24 protein-coding genes are annotated in these 23651 nt (G+C 67.0%); 9 read left to right on the top strand and 15 right to left on the bottom strand.

Features of this window, described 5'->3' with window-relative positions; genetic code table 11:
* Position 1 precedes the first annotated feature (1 nt).
* Both IEX33_RS19470 and IEX33_RS05350 read right to left on the bottom strand, forming a co-directional pair.
* Positions 2–4399, bottom strand: coding sequence for a rhamnogalacturonan lyase family protein (locus IEX33_RS19470; protein WP_308421957.1), 4398 nt, complete (start codon positions 4397–4399; stop codon positions 2–4).
* 449 nt (positions 4400–4848) lie between these two features.
* Entirely contained in the window at positions 4849–5283 is a 435-nt protein-coding gene (locus IEX33_RS05350) for a DoxX family protein (RefSeq protein ID WP_188728372.1), read from the bottom strand.
* A 107-nt stretch (positions 5284–5390) separates the two neighbouring features.
* On the opposite strand from IEX33_RS05350, the gene IEX33_RS05345 reads away from it, so the two are divergent.
* The 3 genes from IEX33_RS05345 (at position 5391) to IEX33_RS05335 (ending at position 7854) form a co-directional block, all read left to right on the top strand.
* Entirely contained in the window at positions 5391–6743 is a 1353-nt protein-coding gene (locus IEX33_RS05345) for an MATE family efflux transporter (protein ID WP_188728370.1), read from the top strand.
* 59 nt (positions 6744–6802) lie between these two features.
* On the top strand, positions 6803–7393 hold the full coding sequence (locus IEX33_RS05340; RefSeq protein ID WP_188728367.1) for a hypothetical protein: 591 nt from the start codon (positions 6803–6805) through the stop codon (positions 7391–7393).
* A 104-nt stretch (positions 7394–7497) separates the two neighbouring features.
* Positions 7498–7854 carry a hypothetical protein gene (locus IEX33_RS05335; protein WP_104186795.1) on the top strand — a complete coding sequence of 119 codons (357 nt, stop codon included), beginning with the start codon at positions 7498–7500 and terminating at the stop codon, positions 7852–7854.
* Here the strand turns inward: IEX33_RS05335 and IEX33_RS05330 are convergent.
* Positions 7851–8396, bottom strand: coding sequence for a CGNR zinc finger domain-containing protein (locus tag IEX33_RS05330; protein ID WP_104186797.1), 546 nt, complete (start codon positions 8394–8396; stop codon positions 7851–7853). The two genes, IEX33_RS05335 and IEX33_RS05330, sit on opposite strands and share 4 nt — an antisense overlap.
* Positions 8397–8468: 72 nt before the next feature.
* On the opposite strand from IEX33_RS05330, the gene IEX33_RS05325 reads away from it, so the two are divergent.
* Positions 8469–9521: an EamA family transporter gene (locus IEX33_RS05325; RefSeq protein ID WP_188728366.1), complete on the top strand. Its 1053-nt coding sequence runs from the start codon at positions 8469–8471 to the stop codon at positions 9519–9521.
* A 101-nt stretch (positions 9522–9622) separates the two neighbouring features.
* On the opposite strand, the gene IEX33_RS05320 is transcribed toward IEX33_RS05325, so the two are convergent.
* Entirely contained in the window at positions 9623–9886 is a 264-nt protein-coding gene (locus IEX33_RS05320) for a WXG100 family type VII secretion target (protein ID WP_104186801.1), read from the bottom strand.
* Between the two features lie 214 nt (positions 9887–10100).
* Here IEX33_RS05320 and IEX33_RS05315 point away from each other — a divergent pair, with 214 nt between their 5' ends.
* Positions 10101–10373 (top strand): DUF2277 domain-containing protein, encoded by a 273-nt coding sequence (locus IEX33_RS05315; RefSeq protein ID WP_174177798.1) that lies wholly within the window; start codon positions 10101–10103, stop codon positions 10371–10373.
* A gap of 23 nt (positions 10374–10396) precedes the next feature.
* On the opposite strand, the gene IEX33_RS05310 is transcribed toward IEX33_RS05315, so the two are convergent.
* The 6 genes from IEX33_RS05310 to IEX33_RS05285 form a co-directional block, all read right to left on the bottom strand.
* The gene (locus IEX33_RS05310) at positions 10397–12694 is read right to left on the bottom strand and encodes a heavy metal translocating P-type ATPase (RefSeq protein WP_188728364.1); all 2298 of its coding nucleotides are present in this window, start codon (positions 12692–12694) and stop codon (positions 10397–10399) included.
* A 25-nt stretch (positions 12695–12719) separates the two neighbouring features.
* On the bottom strand, positions 12720–12959 hold the full coding sequence (locus IEX33_RS05305) for a heavy-metal-associated domain-containing protein (RefSeq protein WP_188728363.1): 240 nt from the start codon (positions 12957–12959) through the stop codon (positions 12720–12722).
* A 55-nt stretch (positions 12960–13014) separates the two neighbouring features.
* A complete protein-coding gene (locus IEX33_RS05300; RefSeq protein ID WP_188728362.1) occupies positions 13015–13359 on the bottom strand; it encodes a metal-sensitive transcriptional regulator in 345 nt (114 codons plus the stop codon).
* 244 nt (positions 13360–13603) lie between these two features.
* Positions 13604–14122, bottom strand: coding sequence for a universal stress protein (locus tag IEX33_RS05295; RefSeq protein WP_104186814.1), 519 nt, complete (start codon positions 14120–14122; stop codon positions 13604–13606).
* A 67-nt stretch (positions 14123–14189) separates the two neighbouring features.
* On the bottom strand, positions 14190–14936 hold the full coding sequence (locus IEX33_RS05290; protein WP_188728360.1) for a class F sortase: 747 nt from the start codon (positions 14934–14936) through the stop codon (positions 14190–14192).
* Positions 14937–15087: 151 nt separating this feature from the next.
* Complete coding sequence (locus tag IEX33_RS05285; RefSeq protein ID WP_188728358.1) at positions 15088–15798, bottom strand: hypothetical protein; 711 nt, start codon at positions 15796–15798, stop codon at positions 15088–15090.
* Positions 15799–16091: 293 nt separating this feature from the next.
* On the opposite strand from IEX33_RS05285, the gene IEX33_RS05280 reads away from it, so the two are divergent.
* From IEX33_RS05280 to IEX33_RS05270, 3 genes are all read left to right on the top strand, one after another.
* Positions 16092–16292: a hypothetical protein gene (locus IEX33_RS05280; protein ID WP_104187071.1), complete on the top strand. Its 201-nt coding sequence runs from the start codon at positions 16092–16094 to the stop codon at positions 16290–16292.
* Between the two features lie 62 nt (positions 16293–16354).
* Entirely contained in the window at positions 16355–17461 is a 1107-nt protein-coding gene (locus tag IEX33_RS05275; protein WP_188728356.1) for a WD40/YVTN/BNR-like repeat-containing protein, read from the top strand.
* Between the two features lie 7 nt (positions 17462–17468).
* On the top strand, positions 17469–17756 hold the full coding sequence (locus tag IEX33_RS05270) for a MoaD/ThiS family protein (RefSeq protein WP_188729167.1): 288 nt from the start codon (positions 17469–17471) through the stop codon (positions 17754–17756).
* Between the two features lie 76 nt (positions 17757–17832).
* Here the strand turns inward: IEX33_RS05270 and IEX33_RS05265 are convergent, their stop codons facing one another.
* From IEX33_RS05265 to IEX33_RS05245, 5 genes are all read right to left on the bottom strand, one after another.
* Positions 17833–18069 (bottom strand): hypothetical protein, encoded by a 237-nt coding sequence (locus IEX33_RS05265; protein WP_066272548.1) that lies wholly within the window; start codon positions 18067–18069, stop codon positions 17833–17835.
* Between the two features lie 194 nt (positions 18070–18263).
* Positions 18264–19493, bottom strand: a complete 1230-nt coding sequence (locus IEX33_RS05260; RefSeq protein ID WP_188728354.1) for a pyridoxal phosphate-dependent aminotransferase — start codon at positions 19491–19493, stop codon at positions 18264–18266.
* A gap of 111 nt (positions 19494–19604) precedes the next feature.
* Entirely contained in the window at positions 19605–19769 is a 165-nt protein-coding gene (locus tag IEX33_RS05255) for a hypothetical protein (RefSeq protein WP_188728351.1), read from the bottom strand.
* 100 nt (positions 19770–19869) lie between these two features.
* The gene (locus IEX33_RS05250) at positions 19870–21564 is read right to left on the bottom strand and encodes an alpha-amylase family protein (protein ID WP_188728349.1); all 1695 of its coding nucleotides are present in this window, start codon (positions 21562–21564) and stop codon (positions 19870–19872) included.
* On the bottom strand, positions 21561–22553 hold the full coding sequence (locus tag IEX33_RS05245; protein WP_188728347.1) for a TIGR03885 family FMN-dependent LLM class oxidoreductase: 993 nt from the start codon (positions 22551–22553) through the stop codon (positions 21561–21563). The genes IEX33_RS05250 and IEX33_RS05245 overlap by 4 nt, the downstream gene beginning before the upstream one ends.
* Positions 22554–22693: 140 nt before the next feature.
* Between IEX33_RS05245 and IEX33_RS05240 the strand changes: the two genes are divergently transcribed.
* Positions 22694–23617, top strand: a complete 924-nt coding sequence (locus IEX33_RS05240) for an AEC family transporter (RefSeq protein ID WP_188729166.1) — start codon at positions 22694–22696, stop codon at positions 23615–23617.
* The last annotated feature ends 34 nt before the right edge of the window (positions 23618–23651 follow it).

The raw sequence follows: 23651 nt of genomic DNA, 5'->3' as shown, positions 1-23651 counted from the left end.
GTCAGCCTGCGCGGGTGTAGACGATGTCCGGCTGGGCCGGAAGTTCCATCCCAACACCCACGTAGAAGCTGGGGTGTGGCGGCTGGTTGTACGAGACGTTCTCGCGTGCAACCGAGAGCCGGTATACGGGATCGTGCATCAGCGTCCGGAGCCGGACGTCGGTCCCGGCGGTGGTGGTGTAGATGCGCAGCTCCGTGCTGTCCGACGACGGCCACGCAATTTCCTCGCGCCAGTCACCGAGGAGGTCGGCCTGGATGGCCGGGGTTCCCTTGGTGCCGTTGTTGGACTTCGCACCGGTTGCCGTGAGCAGCCGGTCGCTGGATTCCGTTTCCCAGTTCCACTTGGCGATGCTGGGCGTGCCGGTGGTGGTTGCCGCGTTCCAGTCATGGTCAACGATCTCCCGCAGCAGGTCGCCGTCCCACCAGGCCAGGAAGTTGGCTGCCGGGATGCTGTTGGCGATCAGCTCGCCCCTTGCGGAGCGCAGCTCGCCCACCGGGGAATTCCAGGCAGCGTCGCCGCCGATGGCCCAGCCCTCCGCCCCCGCGTGGCGCGGGTCGATGTCACCGGCGGCAGCGCGTCCGGTGTCCTTGGCGGCCGGGATGCTCCAGAGGATCTCCCCGGTGCGCGCATCACGGAATGTGGCTCCCCTGTTGCCGCTGGCCCCCATGTCCTCGTGGGCCGCGAACACTTCCAGGCCCGGACGGGACGGATCGAGGTCGCTGGTGTGGATGGCATCACCGTGGCCCAGGCCAGTGTTGTACAGCGGCTTGCCGTTGTCGTCGATGGTCATGGAGCCGAAGACGAACTCGTCCTTTCCATCGGCGTCCACATCCGCTACGGACAGGTTGTGGTTGCCCTGGCTGCGGTACTGGGCGCCTGCGGCGTCCGAGTCGAAGATCCAGCGCTTGCTGATTTTGCCGCCCACGAGGTCGTAAGTGGTAAGCACGGTGCGGGTGTAATAGCCGCGGCTGAACATCATGGACGGGCGCTCCCCGTCCAGGTAGGCCACTGCGCCGAGGAAGCGGTCAACGCGGTTGCCGTAGCCGTCACCCCATGCTGCCACCTCACCACGGGGAGGGTCGTAGGCCACCGTGTCCATGATGGTGCCGGTTGCCCCGTGGAAGACACTGAGGAACTCCGGGCCCGTCAGCACGTAGCCGCTGCTGTTGCGGTGGTCTGCTCCAGCGTTTCCAATCACCGTTCCGGCAGCGTCGCGCGTGCCGTCCGCCGTCTTCATGGCAACTTCGGCCCTGCCGTCGCCGTCGAAGTCGTAGGCGAGCAACTGCGTGTAGTGGGCGCCGGCGCGGATGTTCGGACCCATGTTGATCCGCCAGAGCCGGGTGCCGTCCATGCGGTAGGCGTCCACGTACACCAGTCCGGTGTAGCCCGCCTGTGAGTTGTCCTTGGAGTTGGAGGGCGACCACATCTGGAGGATCTCGTACGTTCCGTCGCCGTCCAGGTCAGCCACGCTGGAGTCGCCGGCGGAGTAGCTGTAAGGCTGTCCGTCCTTCGTGTAGTCATCCGCGGGCTTGTCCAGCTTTACGGCCAGGTAGTTCTGCGCCAGCGGCGTGAACTCGGCGGTGAGCTGTTCCCCGCCGTTGCCCACGGTCTTGACGGCGTACCGGGACGATGAGGTCCCGGAGGGGTCCAGGAACGTGGTGCTGCTGCGGATCGGCTCCTCGGTGAGCTGGACGCCGTCGCGGATGACATGGAAGCCGATCTGTTCAGGGTCCAGGCCGAGCATGCGCCAGCCCACCCGCACGCCTTCGCCGGTCAGCAGGGCCACCGGTGCCCGGTCCAGGTTTTCCATCTGCCGGTTCACTACGGTGACCTTTTCGGTTCCCACCACGGGTGAGGGCGCGGATTCGCCGCCCTTGTTCACCGTGGTGACCCGGTAGTAGTACTTGATGGTGGTCAGGACCGAGTAGTCGGTGTAGTTCACTTCGGTGGCACGGCCCACGTAGCCGAAGGGGCCGTCGGGTGAGGTGGACCGGTAGACGAGGTATGCGGCAGCGCCGGACACCTTCTGCCACTTGAGCATGACGCTCGTCTTCTCCACTGCCTTCACGTCCACCTTGCCCGTGGCAGCGGGCACCGGAGTGGCGGGGTCAACGAGGGCGGTCTCCACCGTGTTGGACGGAACGGACTCGAGGCCGGTGTTGTCCAGGGCGCTGACGAAGTACTTGTACGTCAGTCCCGCGAAGGCGGTGGTGTCCTGGAATGACGCAGTGGCCACGTTCTCGGCGATCAGCTGCGGTTCGGCTTCGAAGGACGCCTGGCGGAACACCTTGTAGCTGGCGGCGTCTGCCACGGCGTCCCAGGCGAGGTCCACGGTGGGCGGCTCGGAAGCGGCATTCACACCAGTGGTGTGCAGGTTGGTGGGTCCCACGAGCAGCGGAGTGACCTCCAGGCCGTTGAGCCGCTGGCCGGAGCCGCTGATGGTGAGGCTGAGCTGCCCGTCGGAGACCAGGACCTGGTTGATGATCTTGGTTGCCGACGATGCACGGCCGGACGAGACCTGGCCGTAGGCGGTGCCCTCGGCCGCAACGTCGGTCCTTGTGGAGCCGATCCAGTCGCTGTGGTAGGTCTTCAGTGCGTAGGTGCCGTTGGGGACGTCCAGCTGGAATTCGAAGCTGGAGCCGCTGAGGACGAAGTCCCGCAGCAGGTTGCTGGTGACCGCTCCCCGGTCCCGGTCGCTGAGCACCGAGATGTCCTTGAACCCAAAGCCGCGCCCGGCGGCGTAGCCCATGGTCCGGTTGACTTCGGTGTAGCCCGCCTCGACCGGAGCTCCCACGGGCCCAAAGTCGAACTTGTACTTTGCCTGCTTGGTGGTCACGGTGAGCATATCGCTGGGTTCCGAAAGCCCCTTGCCGTTGATGGCGGCGACGCGGACGTCATACGCGGTGCCCTCAGCCAGTCCGCCGAGGTTGGCAGTGGGAACCGTTGCTGTGGTGGTCAGCTTGTAGGCGCTGTCCGGCTCGGAGGCCAACTTGCGGTACACCTTGTAGATGTCCGCGCCTTCAACGGGCTGCCATTTGAGGAGCGCGCCGGCGTTGGACACGCTTCCGGCCACCAGTCCCTGCGGCTTGGCGGGAACGGACGACGGCGGTGCGACTTCCTCGACGCGGGAGGCCAGCGGAACGTCGAGCTGCTTTACGCCTCCCGCCACCAGCCGGGCAATCTGGATGGCGCCGTACTCCTGGAAGTGGGTGTTGTCCACTGTCCCGGTGGGGCGGTTAGGGTACACGCCGGCATCGACGTGGAGGAATACGGACTTGGTGTCCTCCTGGCCGATCTCGTCGTAGTAGGCGCGGCTCGAGGCGGACAGGTCCACCAGGGCCACGTTCTCCTCGGCAGCGAGTTCCTGCATCTTGGCCACATACTCGGGGAAGCTGACGCGGAACTTGCCGGTGGCTTCGTCGTAGTCCCGGCGTCCCACGGGGGTCACCAGGACGGGGGTTGCGCCGCGCTGGCGGGCGCCGTTGACGTACGTGCGGAGGTATTCCTTGTAATCGGCGGGGGAGGCGTAGCGGTCGTCCACGCCGATGGTGGCGTCATTGTGGCCGAACTGGACCATCAGGTAATCGCCCGGGTTGATGACCCGCAGGATCTCATCAAGGCGTCCCTGGGTGATGAAGTTCTTGGAACTGCGCCCGCCGATCGCGTGGTTCTTGAAGGAGACGCCGTCCTCGAAGTACCGGTCGATCATCTGGCCCCAGCCTGCCTGCGGGGCGAAGCCGGGGTCGTAGGTCTGCACCGTGGAGTCGCCAGCGAGGTAGACGCCCGGGTCCGTGGTGGCCGTGCGCGGCGCCCGCGCAGCAACCACCAGGGAATTGATTTTGGCCGCTGTGCCCGTGAAGTCGAGGTTGAGCTGGCCGTCCACCAGGGAGATGGGGAATTCCATCTCCAGGTACTGGCCCGCCGGCTTGTCGGTGAGCTGGACCTTGGCCATCTTTTCGGCCGTGATGGCAATGTTCGTGGCTTCGGTCGCGTCACCGGCAATGAGCTTGACGGTGTAGTCGCCATTGGGCAGGTCCACCTGGAACGTGCTGCCCTGCGCCTGGACAAAGTCGGACCGCAACGGGTCTCCGGTGCCCCGGTCCACACCGGAGGTGGCGGCCGTGTCCGTGAAGCCGAACCTCGCGGCGGCGGAGTACTGGCTGGTGGCCCCTACCGGCGTGTAGCCGTCGGCTGTGGCTCCGGGGCCGAAGTCGAACGTGAAGCCGCTGCCCACTGCAGGGAGGGCGGTGTCGGCCTGAACTGCGGGGAGCCCTGTGAAGGCGATGGCGGCAGAGGCAACGGCCGCCGTCACGGCTTTTGCGCCGGCCGGCAGCCTGCGGCCGGACGGAGGCCCTTCCTGTGGAAGCGTGGTCAGTTGCGGGGGTCGATTCACGAACATCTCCTTCGATGAGCGGTGGCAAGGCGGACCCAGGAGGTTTGGAACGATTCAAAGTTGCGCCGGCGCGTTAGTCGGACGTATACCGCGAAAGGTTCCGGGTGATGACTCGGGGAATGGCTGAGACCTGGGAAAGGTGCCGCAGTTCTGACTGCGGCAATCTTGGTTTACCAGCCCGGATGCCGTCATGGCAAGCGTTTTCCCAACTTTCCCGTGACTTTATGGGGTTAGATGTTCGGGATTGTTAGGGGTGCGTGGGCCCTGCAGCAGCCCGCGGGCACCGGCATCGCCGGAAAGCGCCCGCTTCGCCGTCCCGGAACGGCGAGCCCGCAGTCTTCCGGCGATCCGGCGGTTCCGGGGGCGGGTTGGGCGGGTTAACGGCCGACGGCGGACGGGCACCGAGGTGCCCATCCGCCGTCGCGCGTTTCCGGACTCGAGCCGGAGGTGGTGGGTCAGGCCAGGACGGCAAGCCTTGAGTTGCTGCGGCCGAAGAGGGCGCGGTCCACTGAGGCGCGGCCGGCGCCGGTCAGGGCCAGGGCAAAAGCTCCAGCTGCGAGGAGCAGCACCAGCTCGTACCCGCCGTTGGCGGCAAAAACGCCGGCCGGGGCGTGAACCAGGAAGAGGGCGCCCAGCATGTTCAGGGCCAGCAGTGCTGCCACCACGCGGGTGAGGATGCCCAGGATCAGGGCGATGCCGCCTGCAAGTTCCAGCACGGCAACGGCCGGTGCGGCAATTTCCGCTGCCGGAACGCCCATCTTGACGAACGAGGCCTGCGTTCCCGCAATGGTCCATTCGTTGAACTTCTGCCACCCGTGGGCGGCGAAAAGGAAGCCCAGGACAATCCGGAGGGCGGTGATGGCGGTGGTGGTGAGTCGTGACTGATTCATGGTTCCAGTGTCCACGGTAGATAGTTGAAGAGTCAACCATTAACGTCATAATGTGTCCCTAGTCATGCAAGTCGGCCTGCCTGCGGCCGGCCGATTAGGCTGACAGCGTGCCTTACCTGCCTGCCCCCGCCACCGCTGCGCCGCGTAAGGGGCAGGCCCGCGAAATCCTTCGGCTGGCCGTCCCGGCCTTCGGTGCGCTTGTGGCCGAACCGCTGTTCCTGCTTGCCGATTCCGCCATCATCGGCCACCTCGGAGTGGCGCAGCTGGCCGGGGTTGGACTGGCTTCGGCGGTGCTGCATACCGCTGTGGGCCTGATGGTTTTCCTGGCCTACTCCACCACTCCCGCCGTGGCGCGTGCCATCGGCGACGGCCAGCTGGGGAAAGCCCTAGCGGCCGGGCGCGACGGCGTGTGGCTGGCACTGCTGCTCGGCGTGGTCCTCGCAGTGGCCGGCTTCCTGGCGGCGGATCCGCTGGTCGGACTCCTGGGGGCGGACGGCGAGGTGCGCGCCTTCGCCGTCGATTACCTGCGCTGGTCCATGCCGGGGCTGGTGGCCATGCTGCTCATCTTTGCCGGCACGGGCCTCCTCCGCGGACTGCAGGACACCCGGACGCCGCTGGTGGTGGCCACTGCCGGCTTCGCCCTGAACATCGTGCTGAACCTGTGGCTTGTCTACGGGCTGGGATGGTCAGTAGCCGGCTCCGCGGTGGGCACCAGCGTGGCGCAATGGGCCATGGCCGGCGTCTACCTGGCCATCGTCAGGCGGAACGCGGTGCGCAACGGGGTGGGCCTGCTGCCCAGCTGGCGGGGCATCCGCAGCATGGCGCGCGTGGGATCCTGGCTGATGCTGCGCACCCTGAGCCTCAGAATCGCCATCCTGGCAATGGTGGTTGTGGTGACCTCGCAGGGCGCTGTCAACCTTGCCGCCCACCAGCTGGCAATGACCATATTTTCCTTCCTCGCCTTCGCCCTGGATGCGCTGGCCATTGCCGCCCAGGCGCTGATCGGCAAGGAGCTGGGAGCCTCGAATGCCGGCAAGGCGCGGCTCCTCACCGGAACCATGGTCCGCTGGGGGCTTGGCTTTGGCGCGGTGACGGGACTACTCCTCGCGGTAGCGGCTCCGTGGGCCGGTGCCCTCTTCACTTCCGATCCCGAGGTGAGGTCGGCGCTGGCCCTTGCCCTGTGGGTCCTCGCCGCGGGCCAGCCCCTCGCCGGGTACGTCTTCGTCCTGGACGGGGTGCTGATCGGCGCCGGGGACGCCAGGTACCTTGCCCTGGCCGGTGTGATGAATCTCGCCGCCTACGTGCCGTTGCTTGTGGCCGTTGCACTGCTGGGAGCCTCGGGCGGCGCGGGCCTGGCCTGGCTCTGGGCCGCCTTTGCCCTCGGCTACATGGCGGCCCGCGCCGTGACGCTCGGCCTGCGCGCCCGGTCGGACCGCTGGATGGTGCTCGGGTCCGCATGAGCGCCGGCCGGGATGCGTGCGAAGTTCGGCTGGCGCCTAGCCGCCACTAAACTGGACCGGTGACGCAACCAAGGACACCCGCAGGCACCACTTCCGGAACCGATGCCGGGCCCGGCCTTTGGCAGCCGGTCCTGCTCCGCTCGGCCGCAGCCCTGGTGTTCGGTGCCCTCACCATCTTTTGGGCGGCGCCCTCCATCGAGGTCATGGGATGGGCCGGAGGGCTGTACCTTCTGGCTACCGGCGTGCTGCTGCTCCGCAGTGTTCCCGCCGCCGGGCTGCCCCAGGGAGCCGCGCCGGGCAAGATGCTCTCGGCCGCGGGTGCGGTGATGGCAGGCGCGGGATTTGCCCTGGTGCTGATGCATGGGGACCTGCTGTTTGGCGTGGTCGCTGCCGTGGGCCTCGGCCTGGCGGGAGCGCTTGAGCTGGCCATCGGGCTGACGCTCCGCGGCCGCCACGTCCTGGCCCGCGACTGGATAACTTCCGGAATTATTGGCCTCGGCACCGCAGCCCTCCTGCCGTTCTTTATCGGGCTGGGCGCCCACGCGCTGCTGGGCGTGGCCGGCGGAGGGGCGATTATTTCGGGTGTCCTGTGGGTCCTGTCAGGCCTGACTCTCCGGCACGATGCCCGCAGCGCCGCCGGTAAGCCGTAAACTAGGAAAGCGCGGTTCTACTTCTTGTAGAAAAAATTGCCGGGCAAACCACCGCAACACTTAAACCAGGCCGGCCGGCGTGCCGCCTGCAGGGAGGAACCACCGTGGCAGACCAGCATCCAGGAAAACCGCGCAAGCTGCGGACCTCGGTGAGGGGCCCGCTGATGTTCTCCGCGTTCTGGGCCGTAATCGCTTTCCTTGCCGTTGTCATCTTCGCTTCCGGCGGCAGCGCCCGTGCCCCCCGCTTTGACCTGGCCTTCACCGCGGCCGGCATCGCATTCATCGTCACGCTGGTGGTGGCGGCAATGCTCTCCATGAGCCACAAGGAGAACGCAGAGCACCTGGGCAAGGGCTCAGGCGTGAACCTCAGTTCAGCCCGGAAGCCGTCCCATGGCTACGGCGCAGCCCCAGGCCTGCAGGACCCGCCGGCTGACGGCACGGACACCCGGGGCAGCCACTAACCGGTGGCCGCCTGCCGCGCCCGGTAGGCGGCGACGTGCGCGCGGTTGGCGCAGTTGCCCGTATCGCAGTAGCGCTTTGACCTGTTCCGGCTGAGGTCCAGGACGGCGGCATCACAATCCTCCGCCTCGCAGGTCCGCATCCGGTCCATCTCCTTGCCGCGGATGACATCCGCCAGGGCCATCGCGGCCTCCGTGCTCATCCTGTACACCAGCGGAGCCTCCGGCGTGGTGGCGTGCAAGTGCCAGTCCCAGTCGTCGTGCTTGACCAGCTGGGGCAGGGCGCGCGCCTCCCGCAAGAGGCGGTTTACCGTTTCCACCGCGGCGTCCTCATCCGCCGTCCACAGCTCGGAAAGCTCGTGGCGCAGGCGGCGGACGCTTTCCAGCTCATCCCCGTCCCGGGTGCGGGACCCGCTGAAGCCCTCGGCCGCCAGGAAGCGGTCCAGGTCCGCCTGGGTGGCAAGGCCCTCGCTCCCGTTCGCAGCTGAATTGACCAGGTTCACCACGGTCCGCAGTGCCACCTCAGTGTCAGGGGCAAAAACCATCTTGACTCCTTACAGCGCCGTCCCGTACTGTCATGACCATAACCCCATTTTACTCCTGACAGGAGGCGACCAATGTCCTCTGCACGCCGCGCGCCCGGCCGTCTGCCCGCAGCCAGGCGCGGCTTCCTCGCCTCCGGCCTGGGCATTGCACTGTTCTCCTCCGCGGTCTTCGGCCTTTCCGGGTCCTTCGCCAAGGCGCTCCTGGAATCGGGGTGGACGCCGGGGGCGGCCGTCACGGCCCGGCTCACCGGCGCAGCCCTGATCCTTGCCGTGCCCGCCATCCCCGCGCTGAGGGGCCGCTGGCATCAACTGCGGGACAACTGGGTGACCATCGGGCTGTTCGGGCTGATCGGCGTCGCAGCCTGCCAGCTCTTCTACTTCAACGCAGTTGCGAGGCTGTCGGTAGGCGTGGCGCTGCTCCTCGAATACCTTGCCCCGGTGATCATTGTGCTCTGGCTGTGGGCCGCCAGCCGGAAGCGGCCGCGACTGCTGACCTTTGGCGGGACGCTGCTGTCCCTCGCCGGCCTGGTCCTGGTCCTTGACCTGACGGGCGCCGTCAAGATCGATGTTGTTGGCGTCCTTTGGGGAATGGCTGCTGCCGTGTGCCTTGCCATCTACTTCTTCATCACCGCGAAGGAGAATGACACACTGCCGCCCATCGTGCTGGCCTCGGGCGGGCTATTTGTCGGTGCCGCCGTGATGTGGCTTGCGGCTGCCACCGGCCTGCTGCCCATGGCATTCAACACGGCGGACACCAGGCTGGGACCCTGGATCACACCCTGGTGGGTGCCGCTGGCGGGGCTGGTGGTCCTGGCAACCGTGCTGGCCTACGTCTCCGGCATCATGGCCGCACGGGCGCTGGGCTCCAAGGTGGCGTCCTTCGTGTCGCTGACCGAGGTCCTCTTCGCCGTCGTGTGGGCGTGGCTGCTGCTCGGTGAACTGCCGGGGGCCATCCAGCTCCTCGGCGGCGTCCTGATCGTGGGCGGCGTGGTACTGGTCCGGCTCGATGAGCTGCGGGGGCTGGCCGCCGGCCGCGCAGCGGGCGGGGAGGAGCCTCGCGGCCAGGAACTGCCCAGGGCGGCGTCGCCGCTGGAACACGCGAACGACGTCGAACCCGTCCCTTAGCCGTTGCGGCACCAGGCCGGGCCGGCCCTTAAACGCGGCGGGGCCCGGACACCCGTGGGGTGTCCGGGCCCGCCTGACGGACCTTGCGCAGTGCGCAGGGACTAGTTGGAGGCCTGCTCCTGCTGTTCGGCGTTGCGCTTGGCCTTGGTGCCGGCTTCCCTGAGCGCGTCGGCCACCTTGGTCAGCATGGTGGTGTGGGTACCGGACCATTCGTCGCGGAACTTGTCCGCGTCCGGTCCCTTCCAGTTGGTGCTCTGCAGAAGGCTGTTGAGATTGGACTTCTGGTTGTCGATCTCGGTTGCACCTGCCTGAAGCTTGCTGCCCAGCTGACGAAGCTGCTGAACGTCTGCACCCCAAATAGCCATCAGTTTCTCCTCATAGAATCGTGGATCCGAACCAGGTCGGCATCCCCCTCGGCCCCCCGGCTCATCCGGAAGATCCATTGCCTAAAACCTACCCCGGCCCCTGAGGCAGCGTCGATGGGCAGCCCTGCCCATGCCGGGCTCCCCATCGCCGGTGCGTGTGCAAACCGTTCCGAGGGGGGTCGATCCCAGGCGTTCCAGAGCCTAGCATGGCTGTATGTGCCGGAATATCCGAACCCTCCACAACTTCGAACCGCACGCCACCTCGGAGGAAGTGCACGCCGCCGCACTGCAGTACGTGCGAAAGATCAGCGGCAGCACCAAGCCGTCCAAGGCCAACCAGGAAGCCTTTGATGAGGCCGTCCACGAGATCGCCCACATCACCCAGCACCTTTTGGACGCCCTTGTTTCGCAAGCGCCGCCCAAGGACCGGGAGGCAGAGGCAGCCAAGGCCCGGGCGCGGGCGGCCGTTCGCTACGGCGCCGCCTGAGCGCAGAAGCTGCGTGGCGTGCCCTAGCTGGCCGGCGGCTGCTTGCCGAAGCTCCGCAGCCGCAGGGAGTTGGCCACCACCAGGACCGAGCTGGCGGCCATGGCGGCCCCGGCGATCATCGGGTTGAGCAGGCCCAGGGCAGCTACCGGGATGCCCACGGCGTTGTAGAAGAATGCCCAAAAGAGGTTGGTCTTGATGGTGGCAAGGGTCCTGCGGGAGAGTTCGATGGCCTGCGCCACCTGGGCAAGGTTGTTGCCCATCACCGTCAGGTCCGCGGCTTCGATGGCCACGTCCGTGCCGGAACCCATCGCAATACCCAGGTCAGCCTGGGCCAGTGCGGCTGCGTCATTCACGCCGTCTCCGGCCATGGCCACGGTGGCGCCGCCGGCCTGGAGCCTGCGCACCGCCTCCACTTTCCCTTCGGGCAGGACCCCCGCGTAGACGTCTTCCGTGGCTATGCCGACGGCGGCCGCCACCTGGGCTGCAACGGCCGCGTTGTCACCGGTGAGCAGGATGGGGCGCAGGCCCAGCCGCTTCAGGTGTGCGATGGCGGCGGCGGAGCCTTCCTTGAGGGTGTCCCGAAGGCTGATGATGCCGGCAACGAGACCGTCCACGGCAACCCAGATGGCGGTGGCGCCGGAGGCTTCCGCAGCTGCCAGTGAAGCCTGCTGCTCCTGCGGGATGGTGATGTTGTTCTGCTCCAGCCAGCCTGTCCGGCCTGCCAGGACCACCCGGCCCTCAACGGTTCCGGTAACGCCGCCGCCGGGCGCGGAACGGAAGCCTTCCACGGCAGGGAGGGCGCCGTCGTCGTCCGTTGTGCGCAGCCCCCTGGTATCCGCACGGGCCGCGGCAGCGATGGCCCTGGCCACCGGGTGCTCCGACGCTGCCTCCACGGCGCCCGCCAGGCGCAGCACCTCGCGTTCCCCGAAGTTCCCGAAGGCAAGCGTCGCGTCCACGGCAAGGACGCCGGTGGTCACGGTCCCGGTCTTGTCCAGCAAAATGGTGTCAACGGTGCGGGTGTCCTCCAGAACCTGCGGCCCTTTGATGAGGATGCCCAGCTGGGCGCCGCGCCCCGTTCCCGTCAGCAGGCCAACCGGGGTGGCGAGGCCCAGCGCGCACGGGCAGGCAATCACCAGCACGGCGACGGCGGCGGTGAACGCCGAGCGCAGGTCGTCGCTGCCCACGTCCGGTCCCGTGAAGAGGAGCCAGAGGACGAACGTGAGCGCGGCAATGGCCAGCACCACCGGAACAAAGACTGAACTGATGCGGTCAGCGAGGCGGGCAATGGGTGCCTTGCCGGTCTGCGCCTGCGATACGAGCCGTGCCATCTGGGCGAGGGTCGTCTCGGAGCCAACGCGGGTTGCACGCACCAGCAGGCGGCCCGAGGTGTTGATGGTGGCGCCCGTGACCCGGCTTCCCGGGCCTACCTCCACGGGCACCGATTCGCCGGTCACCAGTGAGGCGTCCACGGCCGAGTCCCCGTCCGTCACCACGCCGTCGGTGGCGATCTTTTCACCGGGGCGGACCACCAGGACATCATCCACCTGAAGGCGGTCGGCCCGGATGCGCTGTTCCTTGCCGTCACGGAGGACGGTGGCATCCTTGGCGCCCAGGTTCAGCAGTGCATGCAGGGCATCGCCGGCCTTTTGCTTGGCATTGGCCTCAAGGAAGCGGCCCAGGAGCAGGAACGTGGTGACGACGGCTGCCACCTCAAAGTAGAGGCCGCCGGTTTCCATGCCTTCCATCCCCGGATGTTCAGTCAAGCGGGGATCTGCGAGCAGCTGCCAGGCGGAGAACAGGTACGCCGCCGTCACGCCGATGGACACCAGCGTGTCCATGGTGGATGCAAAGTGGCGGGCGTTAATGGCCGCGGCCCGGTGGAATGGCCAGGCTGCCCAGGTCACCACCGGCAAGGCCAGCAGGGCTGCCACCCAGCCCCAGTGCGGGAACTGGGCTCCCGGCACCATCGAGATGACGAAGACAGGGACAGTCAGAACCGCTGCAAGGATCAGGCGGGGGCGGAGCTTCGCTGCGGGGAGGTCCCCGGTTTCGCTGGCCGGGCTTTGGTCCTGTTTGAGTGGCTGGCGGATGGTTGCCTTGTACCCCGCGGCCTCCACTGTTGCCGTGATCTGCTCGTCAGTGATGCCTGCCGGCACCGTGACGTGGGCTGATTCCAGGGGTAGGTTGACCGAGGCCTGCACGCCGTCGAGCTTGCCAAGTTTCTTCTCCACCCGGTTGACGCAGGAGGCGCAGGTCATGCCCTCGATGTCGAGTTCCACCACCCGGGTAGCGGGCTGGTGGAGGAGTTCCTGGTTGCTCATGGGGTCCCCTGTTTCAGTGGCGTTCTTAGGCTTCGTTGGCGACGACGAGGTAGCCGGCCTCGGCGACCGCTTCCCCGATCTCTGAAGGGGACAGCTCCGAGCTGGAGGTGATGGTCACTGTGGAGATGCCTCCGGCGTTCAGTTCCACGGTTACCTCTTCGACGCCGGCCAGCGCTTCGAGTTCTTCGCTGACTGCCGAAACGCAGTGGCCACAGGTCATTCCTGAGACGCTGACCCGTGTGGTGGTGGGGGAGGTGGTGCTCATGGCTGCTCCTTCAGGTTTGCCGGCGGTAACCGGCGCTTGTTGGGTAGGTTTTTCGTCAGCGGAGCAGCCGGCCGATGGCGTCGGCGGCTTCCTTAACCTTGGCGTCGATTGCGTCGGCGCGGGCTGCCGGGTCGGGTTCGGAGGCGGCCCCCACCACGCAGTGGCCGATGTGCTCTTCCACCAGGCCAAGGCTGACGGCGTGCAGGGCCTTGGTGACGGCCGCGACCTGCGTGAGGATGTCGATGCAGTACTTGTCCTCATCCACCATGCGCGCGATCCCGCGGACCTGGCCCTCGATGCGCTTTAGCCGGCGGAGGTAAGCCTCTTTATTGCCCGTATAGCCGTGCGGCGGCTGCAGGTCCGTGGCGTGCCCGCTGACTGCTTCTTCAATTCCGCTCATGGTCCCACCCTATACCCCCTTGGGGTATACCAGCAAGTACCCCCACGGGGTATGGGCCGCCCTGGGCGGCCTCGAGGCCGGGGCACAAAAAAGCTCCGGAGTGCGTTATTGGGGGATACGCACTCCGGAGCAGCTTTTGGGCAATATCCGGGTTCCATCGCGCTGGAACCCGTCTTGCTTGATTCAGCATACTGGCTGGTAGTCCGGTCCGCCAGCACCCCGAATAACTACTTTCGCTTTAGTTTCACGGCCGGTCGTCATGGGCAGGCATCCGGTAGGGAACTATGAGGACAGGCCTGCTTTGGTGGTGCGTGAGCCAGGCACCCACGGACCCGCTGAGGGCTTCCGCCAGGCGATGGGAGAAGCCGCGCTCAGAGGTTCCCACGATGATCATCGGCGCGTCGCTTTCGGCTGCGAGCCGGGCGAGTGCGCGGGCAGGATCCCCGGCGAGGGTCTGCAGGGTCCATTCCGCCGCTGCGGTACCGGGCGGGACGCCTGCCACCGCCGCTTCTATGGCCGACTTAAGCTCCAGTGCCACGGCTCCGATGTTGGCGTCGTCCGTGTCGGGGTGCAGGGAAAGCCGGTGGGCGGGCCGCGCAGGGTCCCAGTCCACCAGGAAGCTGGCCTCATCCACATAGGCGCAGAGCAACCGCGTCCCCAGGCGGGCGGCGAGTGAGACGGCGGTCTGCAGGACTTCCGCGTGCTGTCCGGGTGCGATGCCCACCACCAGGGGCGGGTTACTGCTCATCTGTTCCGGGCTCATAGCTTATTTTCAGCCTCCTTGAATGCTCTTGGATAGGGCGTGTGGAGAGCGTGTGCCTTTCGGGCCGTCAGGGAACGGCGGGCGAGGCTGTGACAACCACGTTTTTCCCCCATGGGTCCTCCGTGTAGCAGCTGATCAGGACCAGGCGGTTGGGCACGATCTCCCAAATGGGGCTGTCCTTGAGGGTGGCCTTGAGGTACGTGGTGACGGTGTCCACCTGGTAAGGGATGGTGCCGGTTGCGGTGTCCACCTCGAACCGGTCACCCACTGTTGCCGCTGAACTCAGGTGATTAAAAGGTGCCTCCGCGCCGTCCCAGCTGTGGCCGATGACGTAGGTGGTGTTGGCTGAGCCGTGGCCGGGGGTGCCGAAGGGCGCCAGCCAGTAGCCGTCCTTGGTTTCGGGCGGCACAACGGTCTGGTTTGCCTGGGCGTCGCTATCCAGGTCCAGGCGGTGGACGGGGACGTCGAAGCCGGCGGATGGGTAGCGTATGCGGCGGGGCTCTGCGGCTTCGGGCAGCAGGGGGGCCGCAGCGGGACTGGCGGAGGAGTCGAAAGGCGCGGCGGTTCCTTCCGCTGTACCCGTAACCGCGATAGGCGCCGGGTCTGTGGCCGGGACGCCTGCGGCGGCTGGCTGGACAACCACCAGCGAACCCTCCGTGCTGACATCCGGGGCCGTGTGCGTCAGGAGTGGTGCGCCAAAGGTGATGGACAGGAACGCCAGGATGCCGCACAGAAGAATGGTCAGGTCCCCACGGTTCCAGCGCCGCGGTGCGCGCTTCGCGCCCGCTGCGTGCCGGCTGTGGACCTTGGCCATGGTGCTCCTCGATATTTACGAAGGGATTAGACGAAAGGAGGGAAGACGCCCCGCCGGGCACTGGCGGGACGCCTTCCCTGTCAAGGGCCGCAGCCCAGTCCGTGCTGACCAAGCCACGAGCCAGGGCTGCGGCGGTGCTGCCCCTGCTGTATCAGCCGGCCGGGGTGAACGGGCGGGACCGGCGGCGGAGAGCCACTGCCGCTCCTGCTGCCGCCAACGCTCCCAGCCCGGCCAGCCATGACGGGGTGCTGTCAGAACCACCGACGGCGGTCTGGGCGTTGTACCCCTGATTGGTACCGAGGCTCGTGGCCCCCGTTACAGCGGTTGGCTGCTGGACGGCTGCCCGCTGAGCAGGCGCAACCGGCGCGGCTGCCTGCGGGGCCACACCGGGCGCTGCTGCCGGCGGAACCACCGCGGACTGCTCGGCAGCAGGTGTCAGCGCGGGTGTCTCCCCGGCGGGCGTCTGAACAACAGGCGTTTCCGCCACAGGCGTTTCCGCCACCGGCGTTTCCACCACAGGTGTTTCCACTACCGGCGTCTCCACCACCGGTTCCTCCTCAGCCGGCTCCTCGTCCGGCACCTCCGGCAGTGTTTCGCCCGGCGGCAACGCCGCGCATTTCTCGACGTAGAGGAGCTTTCCGGCGTCGGTCCAGTTCTTGCCGGGCGACTCGGAGGTGGGCGGAATGATGTCCAGCGGGTGCTGGTCGTGGCCGTTCAGGCCGTTGATGTTGAATTCCAGCGGCGCCCAGCTGCCTCCGTCGTTGTGGCAGACGATGACTCTTTCAGGCGCTGCCATGGCCGGTGCCGTCACGCTGAGCAGCCCCAGCCCGACGACCCCCACAGTCACAAAGGTACGTTTCATTGTTTTCTCCCCAGGTTCTTTTGGTGAAACGGACCATGATGAGGAGGCCAGCACTTGCGCCGAATGCCCCAGCAACACGGTCAGCTTGCTTGAGTTTTCAGGCTAGGGGGGCGGCCGGAGGCAGTCCTGAGTAGGGGGTACTCGTCTTTTCCGGCGGCCCGTCCATGCGGTTACTTGCGGGTACCCGCATCACCGGCGGACTCCCTGCACTGGCTACCTGCCTGCCACAGGCGAGTCTTGTCCGCGCATCCGCCCGGGCCTAACGTTGGAACATACGAAAGGTGCATGAAGTCATGGAAATCTACATGTGGTGGCTGGACCTGGACCTGGCAAGCAAGGAATGGCTGCGGGAAAACCTTCGGGCCGATGAGCTGCCCCTTCCGGTGCTCCAGGGGATTGCGGAAGCCGGCGGCCCGCATCCCGACAATCCGGCGGCCGTCCTGACCCCGGCGGACTGGGACTTTATCGAAACCCAGTCGGAGTTCGTGGACTAGCCCTCCGCACGCCCGGCAGAGAGGCAAAATAACCATTGCGGGCTGCTGTGCGCGGTGGTTGCATGGTGGGCATGGCAACCGCAGAGAGTTTTGTCTTAGCGATCGGGACCAAAAAGGGCCTCTGGCTGGCCACCAGCAAGGACAGGCAACAGTGGTCTTTCACCGGCCCGCATTTCCTGATGAGCGAGATCCCCAGCATAGGCATCGACACCCGGGAAGGCCGGACCAGGATCATGGTGGGCGTCCGCAGCGAGCATTGGGGTCCCACCGTTGCACACTCCGATGACCTGGGCGCCACCTGGTCCGAGCCCGAGCAGGGCGCCGTCAGGTTTCCGGAGGACACGGGTGCCGCGCTGGAGCGCATCTGGCAGATCTATCCGGACGCCGAAGCGCGGCCGGGCGTCGTCTGGGCAGGAGCGGAGCCCATCTCCGTCTGGAAATCCACCGACGGCGGTGAACACTTTGAACTGAACCGCGGGTTGTGGGACCACCCCCACCGCAGCGAGTGGGGCGCGGGCTACGGCGGTGCCGCCGCGCACTCCATCGTGGTCCATCCGGCCGGGGACACGGTCCACGTGGCCATGAGCACGGGAGGCGTCTACCGGTCGCTCGACGGCGGCACGTCCTGGGAGCCGCGCAACCGCGGCATTTCGGCCTACTTCATGCCCGATCCCAACCCGGAGTTCGGGCAGTGCGTGCACAAGATCGCAGCGGATGCCGCCGTCGACGGCCGCCTCTACGCCCAGAACCACCACGGCGTCTACCGCACGGATGACAACGCGGACAGCTGGGACTCCATCGCGGAGGGGCTGCCGGCGGATTTCGGCTTTGTAATGCTCACCCATCCCCGCCGGGAGGGGACAGCGTGGGTCATCCCTCTGAAAGCGGACGGCGAACGCATTCCGCCGGACGGCGAACTGGCCGTCCACCGCACGGACGACGCCGGATCCACCTGGCAAAGGCTCAGCAACGGCCTGCCCACGGGGGAGTACAACAGCGTCCTGCGCGATGCTGCCTCCGTGGACACAGCGGAGCCGGCCGGGGTCTATTTTGGGACGCGCGGCGGCTCGGTCTACGCGAGTGCGGACGAAGGCGGGACGTTCCAGGAGGTTGTGTCCCATCTTCCGGATGTGCTCTGTGTCCGGGCAGCCGTGATAGCCGGTGCCTGACAGCAGCATGCGGGAAATCAGGGTGGTGCTTCCCAGCGTCCTGCAGCCGCTGGCCGGCGGGCAGTCCGTCCTGACTGCGCCCGCCGACGGGCCGGTTACGGTGGAAGAACTCCTCGATGCGGTGACCTCGGACTTCGCAGTGCTGGCCCGGCGGCTCCGTGACGAGACCGGCGCGCTGCGGCGCTTCGTGAATGTGTACGTCGGCGGGGACGAGGTGCGGCGCTTGCAGGGCCTGGAAACCGAGGTGGCTCCTGGCCAGGAGGTGCTGGTCATCCAGTCGGTTGCCGGAGGCTGAACGGCCCTGGTGTCGAAGATTCCGGTGCGGCGGGCAGCCCTTGCTGGCTACGCCCGGGCCGCGGATCCCGACAATTTCAGGCGAGCCGCCAAACGCTGCATTCGTCCGTATTGATGGCTTTGCGCAGGCCGGTGAGCCGGTCCAGGATCCAGACCACGCCGATGCCCGGCGCGGTTTCCTGGACACTCCCGCGGCGGATCACAACGTCGTCGTAGGAAGGGCCCACGGAGAGGCGGGCTTCAATCTCGTCGCCGCGATGGAGCTGGTCCAGGGCGCGGACTCGGGTCACATGTGGTGTCGCTTTCTGCTTCATGGCGTGGCCTCCTGGCTGGGGCTGGTGCCGGCTCTTGCCTGCAGAATCCAGTGTGCCCAGGCAATGTTGCGTCCGCGTTTCCCCGCGGTTAGGCGCGGGTTAGTTCTTCGCGCCGGAGCTGTTTCCCGGACAGCGGTTCCCGGGCACCGCAGCAGAACTGGGCAAGGCCCGACGGCGGCCGCGGCCTTGTGGGGCTAGGGCAGTTCCACGCTGGCGCGGTATGCCGCCAGGAAGGTGGAGATGCGGTGCACAGCCTCCCGGATGTCCAGGACGGACGGAAGGATCACAAACCGGAAGTGGTCCGGCGTCGGCCAGTTGAACGCGGAACCATGCGAAACGAGGATCTTCTGGTCCTTCAGCAGGTCCAGGACAAACTGCTCGTCGCTGCTGATGGGGTAGAGCTCCGGATCGAGGCGGGGGAACAGGTACATGGCTCCCGCCGCGGGAACACACGTCACGCCCGGTATCTCGGTTAGGAGCTGGTAGGCGAGATCGCGCTGTTCACGGAGCCTGCCCCCGGGCCGCACCAGGGCGTCGATGCTCTGGTAGCCGCCAAGGCAGGTCTGGATGGCATGCTGGGCCGGGACGTTGGGGCATAGCCGCAGGGAGGCCAGCAGCTCCAGTCCTTCGCGGTACGCGGCGGTTGCGGCAAGTGGTCCGGTGATGGCAACCCAGCCTGCCCGGTAGCCGGGCATGCGGTAGGCCTTGGACAGTCCGCTGAACGTCAGGCAGCAGACGTCCTCGGCTACGGCCGCAGTGTGGATATGCTGGGCCTCCTCATAAAGCACCTTCTCGTAGATCTCGTCCGAGAACAGGACCAGGTGGTGTTTCCGGGCCAAAGCCGCGAACTGCTCCAGGATGTGCCGCGGGTAGACGGCGCCCGTGGGGTTGTTGGGGTTGATGATCACAATCCCCTTGGTGCGGCTGGTGATCTTTGCCTCGACGTCGGCCATGTCCGGCCACCAGTTCTCCCCCTCGTCGCAGAGGTAGTGCACCGGCTTGCCCCCTGTCAGCGTGACCGCGGCAGTCCACAGCGGGTAATCCGGTGCCGGCACCAGGATCTCGTCGCCGTTTTCCATAAACGCCTGCAGGCACATCGATATGAGCTCGCTGACGCCGTTGCCGACGAAGATGTCCTCCACCCCGATCTGCATCAGGCCGCGCGTCTGGTAGTACTGCGAGATGGCGGTCCGTGCGGAGAAGATCCCCTTCGAGTCGCTGTATCCCTGGGCGCCCCTCAGGTGGTGGATCATGTCCACCACCACGGACTCCGGCGTTTCCAGGCCGAACGGCGCCGTGTCCCCAAGGTTCATCTTGAGGATCCGGTGCCCTTCCGCCTCCATGGCCTTGGCAGCCTGGAGGATGGGTCCGCGGAGTTCGTACCGGACGTTCTGGAGCTTGCTGGAGTGCTGCATGGGGCGCATGGTTGATTTTTTCACACCCGGGCGGCGACGACGTGCCGGCTACGGTCGGAGTACCGGTGGCCGTGATGCAGCCCCGGCACAGTTGCGTGGTGCTTCAACGGTGCCTGCTGCCTACCGCCGGCGGCGGTCCCGGCGCACGCCGCGGACGCCGAGGATGATCCCGCCTGCCATGAGCACCGCACCGATGCCCTGCAGGCCTGGGGAATCATCGGCGCCGCCGAGCACGAAGACGGCCCCACCGAGCACCACGACGAGCAGTGGGACCACCCACCTCACGAGATCCCCTTCCCGTCGCCGGGAGTACCTTGGGCAGTAACGTGAGAGCCGTAGTCCACCGAGGACCCCGCCGCCAAAGCCGCCGCTAAAGCTGCCAGCGTCATGGTGCCAGCCTGTCCCCTTTGCGGTGGAGGCGGTACCAGCGGTAGCCGTAACGTTCCAGTTCCACGGTGAAGCCGCCGTCGGGATCCAGGGTGACGTCGTCGCCGTCGAACAGGTCCAGCAGGGTGGCATCCCTGAACGCATTCGCGGGCCCGTCCTCAGCGCCCACCGTCCCTTTCACCTTCACGGGCTCCTCCCCAAAGTTGTGCAGGAGCACCAGTGCGCCGGTGTCCGTGCTGCAGGTGTGCGCGAAGACCGCCGGCTCGGACTGCTCAATGATGGCGAAGTCCCCCCAGCCAAGCTCTGCGGATTCCCGGTAGCGGCGGATCAGGGTGACCATGAAGTTGAACAGCGAGCCGGGGTCGCGTTTGGCGGCCGCGGCATTGACGTGCTCGGGACCGTATTCTCCCCGGGCCAGCGGTGCCACCAGGTCCGCGGCCTTGGCCGTGGAAAAGCCGCCGTTTTTCCCGTCGTTCCACTGCATCGGCGTGCGCACCGCTGCCCGGCTCTTTTGCCGGAGGTCCTCGCCCATGCCGATTTCCTCACCGTAGAACAGCACCGGCGTGCCGGGCAGGGCGAACATCAGCGAATAAACCATGCGGAGGCGCTCAGGGTCGCCGCCCAGCATCGGCGGAAGCCTCCGGCGCAGCCCCCGTCCATAGATCTGCATGTTTTTCCGGGGCCCGAAAGCTGCGAACACCTCCTCGCGCTCGCCGTCGCTGAGCTTGTCCAGGGTCAGCTCGTCATGGTTGCGCACGAACATGGCCCATTGGTTGTCCGGGTGCAGCGGCGGGCGGCTCTTGAGCGTTTCAGCCAGGGGCCGGGCATCCCCGCGGGCCAGGGACAGGTAGATGTACTGCATGGACATGAAATCGAACTGCATGTTGAGTTCGTTGCCGTCCGGCCCGCCGAAGAACTCCACCTGTTCCTTGTAGGGCAGGTTGACCTCGCCCAGCAGCACGGCGCTGCCGTTACGGCGGCTCACGAAACTGCGCAGGGCGGCAAGGAAGCCGTGCGGATCCAGGTTGGCCGCCTCGTCCCTGGGCTGCCCCCTGGTTTCCAGGAAGAAGGGCACCGCGTCCAGCCGGAACCCGTCCAGGCCCAGTTCCAGCCACAGCCCCATCGCCTTGGCGATCTCGTTCCGCACGGAGGGGTTGGTGACATTGAGGTCCGGCTGGTGCTTGGCGAACATGTGCAGGTACCACTCGCCGGTGGTTTCGTCCTTTTCCCACAGCGAGTCCTCTTCGCCCGGGAACACAACCTCCGAGGAGGTGTCCGGGGGAGTGTCGCTCCGCCACACGTAGTAGTCGCGGTACTTGTTGTCCGTGGATTTCCTGGCTTCGATAAACCAGGGGTGTTGGTCCGAGGTGTGGTTCACCACGAAGTCGGCGATGACGCGCATGCCACGGTCCCTTGCCGCCCGGATGAACTCCACCAGGTCCCCCATGGTGCCCAGCCGGGGATCCACGGCGAAAAAGTCCGTCACGTCGTACCCGTCGTCCCGGTCCGGGGAGGGGTAGAACGGCATAAGCCAGATGCATGTCACTCCGAGCGCGGCCAGGTAGTCCACGCGCTGGGTGAGGCCGGCGAAATCGCCGGTGCCGTCGCCGTCGTCGTCAAAGAACGTCTCCACGTCCAGGCAGTACACGACGGCGTTCTTCCACCAGAGGTCCGAAGTTTCGGCGAGCCTCATGCGGGTGCCTGCGCCGGCGCCTGGACCTGCGAGCCCTGCAGCTGAGGAAGCACATCCGCTGCAAACGCATCAATGAACGGGGCCTGCTCCTGACCCACAAAGTGCAGGTAGAGTTCGTCGAAGCCCAGGGCCGCGGACGCCCCCAGCCACTCGGCGTGCTGGTCCAGGCTTGCCGAGACGTTGACCGCCTTCCTGACCTGGTCCTCGCCGATATGCCCGCTCACGCCGTCGAAATGCCCCGCTGTGGGGAGGTCCCACGGGACCGGCGGGGCGAAGGTGTTGGTCCGCCACTGGTCCAGGGCAATGGCTGCCGCGTCCTGTTCACGGGGGGCCCAGGACAGGTGCACCTGCAGCGCGGCCTTGCCGCGGCCGCCGTTGTCCCGGTAGGCCGCCAGCATGTCCTTGAGCTTGTCGGCGGGCTGGTTGATCGTTACCAGGCCGTCCGCCCAGGCGGCGGACCGGCGGGCGGTCTCCACGCTGATGGCCGGGGCGATGATCGGCGGCGGGGAGTCCGGCACGTCCCAGATCCGGGCCTGTTCCACGGTAACAAGGCCATGGTGTGTGACCTCTTCGCCGCGATGCAGCCGCCGGATTACCTCAACACACTCCTCCAGCCGGCGCTGCCGTGTTTCCTTCGGCGGCCAGGCGTCACCGGTGACGTGCTCATTCATGTTCTCCCCGCTTCCGGTGGCCATCCAGAACCGTTCCGGAAACATGCCGGCAAGGGTGGCAGAGGCGTGGGCGATGATGGCGGGGTGGTACCGCTGGCCCGGCGCGGTCACCACGCCAAAGCGCAGGCTGGTGGTGGCCAGCGCCGCGCCCAGCCAGGACCAGGCGAACCCGGAGTGGCCCTGCCGGGCGGACCACGGCTCAATGTGGTCAGAGCACATGGCGGCATCGAATCCTGCCTGTTCCGCGTGCTGGACGTCCTTGAGCAGTTGGGCGGGACTGATCTGTTCGTGTGAGGCGTGGAAGCCGACAGTAACCATCGTTAACCTCTACCGTCCGCAGGGGTGCCGTGTCGAGGGCTGCCCTGCCCGGCGCCACTTGTCAGATAAGTTTGGAGCTTGTAGTACTGCGCGTCCCGGAATTCCTGCGCAGGCGGCGGAGCTGGAAGGACGTACCACTCGTGGGCGGTGTGCTGGTGGGGCTGGCGGTCATCGGCGCGGTCATCGCCGTGGGGTACATTGCCGCGCGCTGCGGGCTGGGCGGGGAGCCCACGGTGTCGGCGCTCACGCGGACTGCCTTCTTCATCACCAACCCCGTCCTGCTGTTCACTGTGGTCCTGGAATCGGACCTCACCGTGGTCTTTTCCGCCTACGTTCCGCTGGCCCTGGCCACGGCGTCGGCCACCGCACTGCTGTACGTGCTGGCCAGCAGGCTGTGGTTCCGGCGGCCGCTGGCCGAGACCGCCATCGGTGCGATGGCCAGCTCCTACGTCAACGCCAACAACATAGGCATCCCCATCACGCTGTACGCCCTGGGCGACGCCACCCCGGTGGCGCCGGTCCTGCTGGTCCAGCTCCTCCTGTTCGCGCCCGTGGTCCTCACCTTGCTGGACTTCTCCGCCGCCGGCCGGGTGTCGCCCAGGCTGCTGCTCTCCCAGCCCTTCCGCAACCCGATGATCATCGCGTCACTGCTCGGCGTGGTCCTGGCCGCGTTCAAGGTGGACCTTCCCGATCCGGTGATGGCACCCCTTACCCTCCTGGGCGGGGCTGCCGTCCCGGTGGTGCTGCTGGCCTTCGGCATGTCCCTGCACGGCACCCGGATGCTCCGAAGCGGCGGGCACACGGCGGAGATCCTGACGGCCACAGCACTGAAGTCCGCGGTGATGCCGGCGGTCGCGTTCGCCGTGGGGCATTTCCTGTTCAACCTGGACCATCACATGCTCCTGGGCGTGGTGCTCATGGCGGCACTTCCCACGGCCCAGAACGTGTTCCTGTTCGCCGGCAAGTACGGGCGCGGGGTTGCCGTGGCCCGGGAAACCGTCCTGCTGTCCACGGCGGCAGCGGCGCCGTCGCTGATCCTCATCGTGTGGCTGCTGGCGGGCTGAGCCTGCCGTCTGCTGACTGTGGTCTTACGCCGGA

The organism is Pseudarthrobacter scleromae (assembly GCF_014644515.1).
Classification (GTDB): Bacteria; Actinomycetota; Actinomycetes; order Actinomycetales; family Micrococcaceae; genus Arthrobacter; species Arthrobacter scleromae.
Note: the sequence above shows the minus strand (reverse complement) of the source record. Positions and strands in the feature narration are given on the sequence as shown.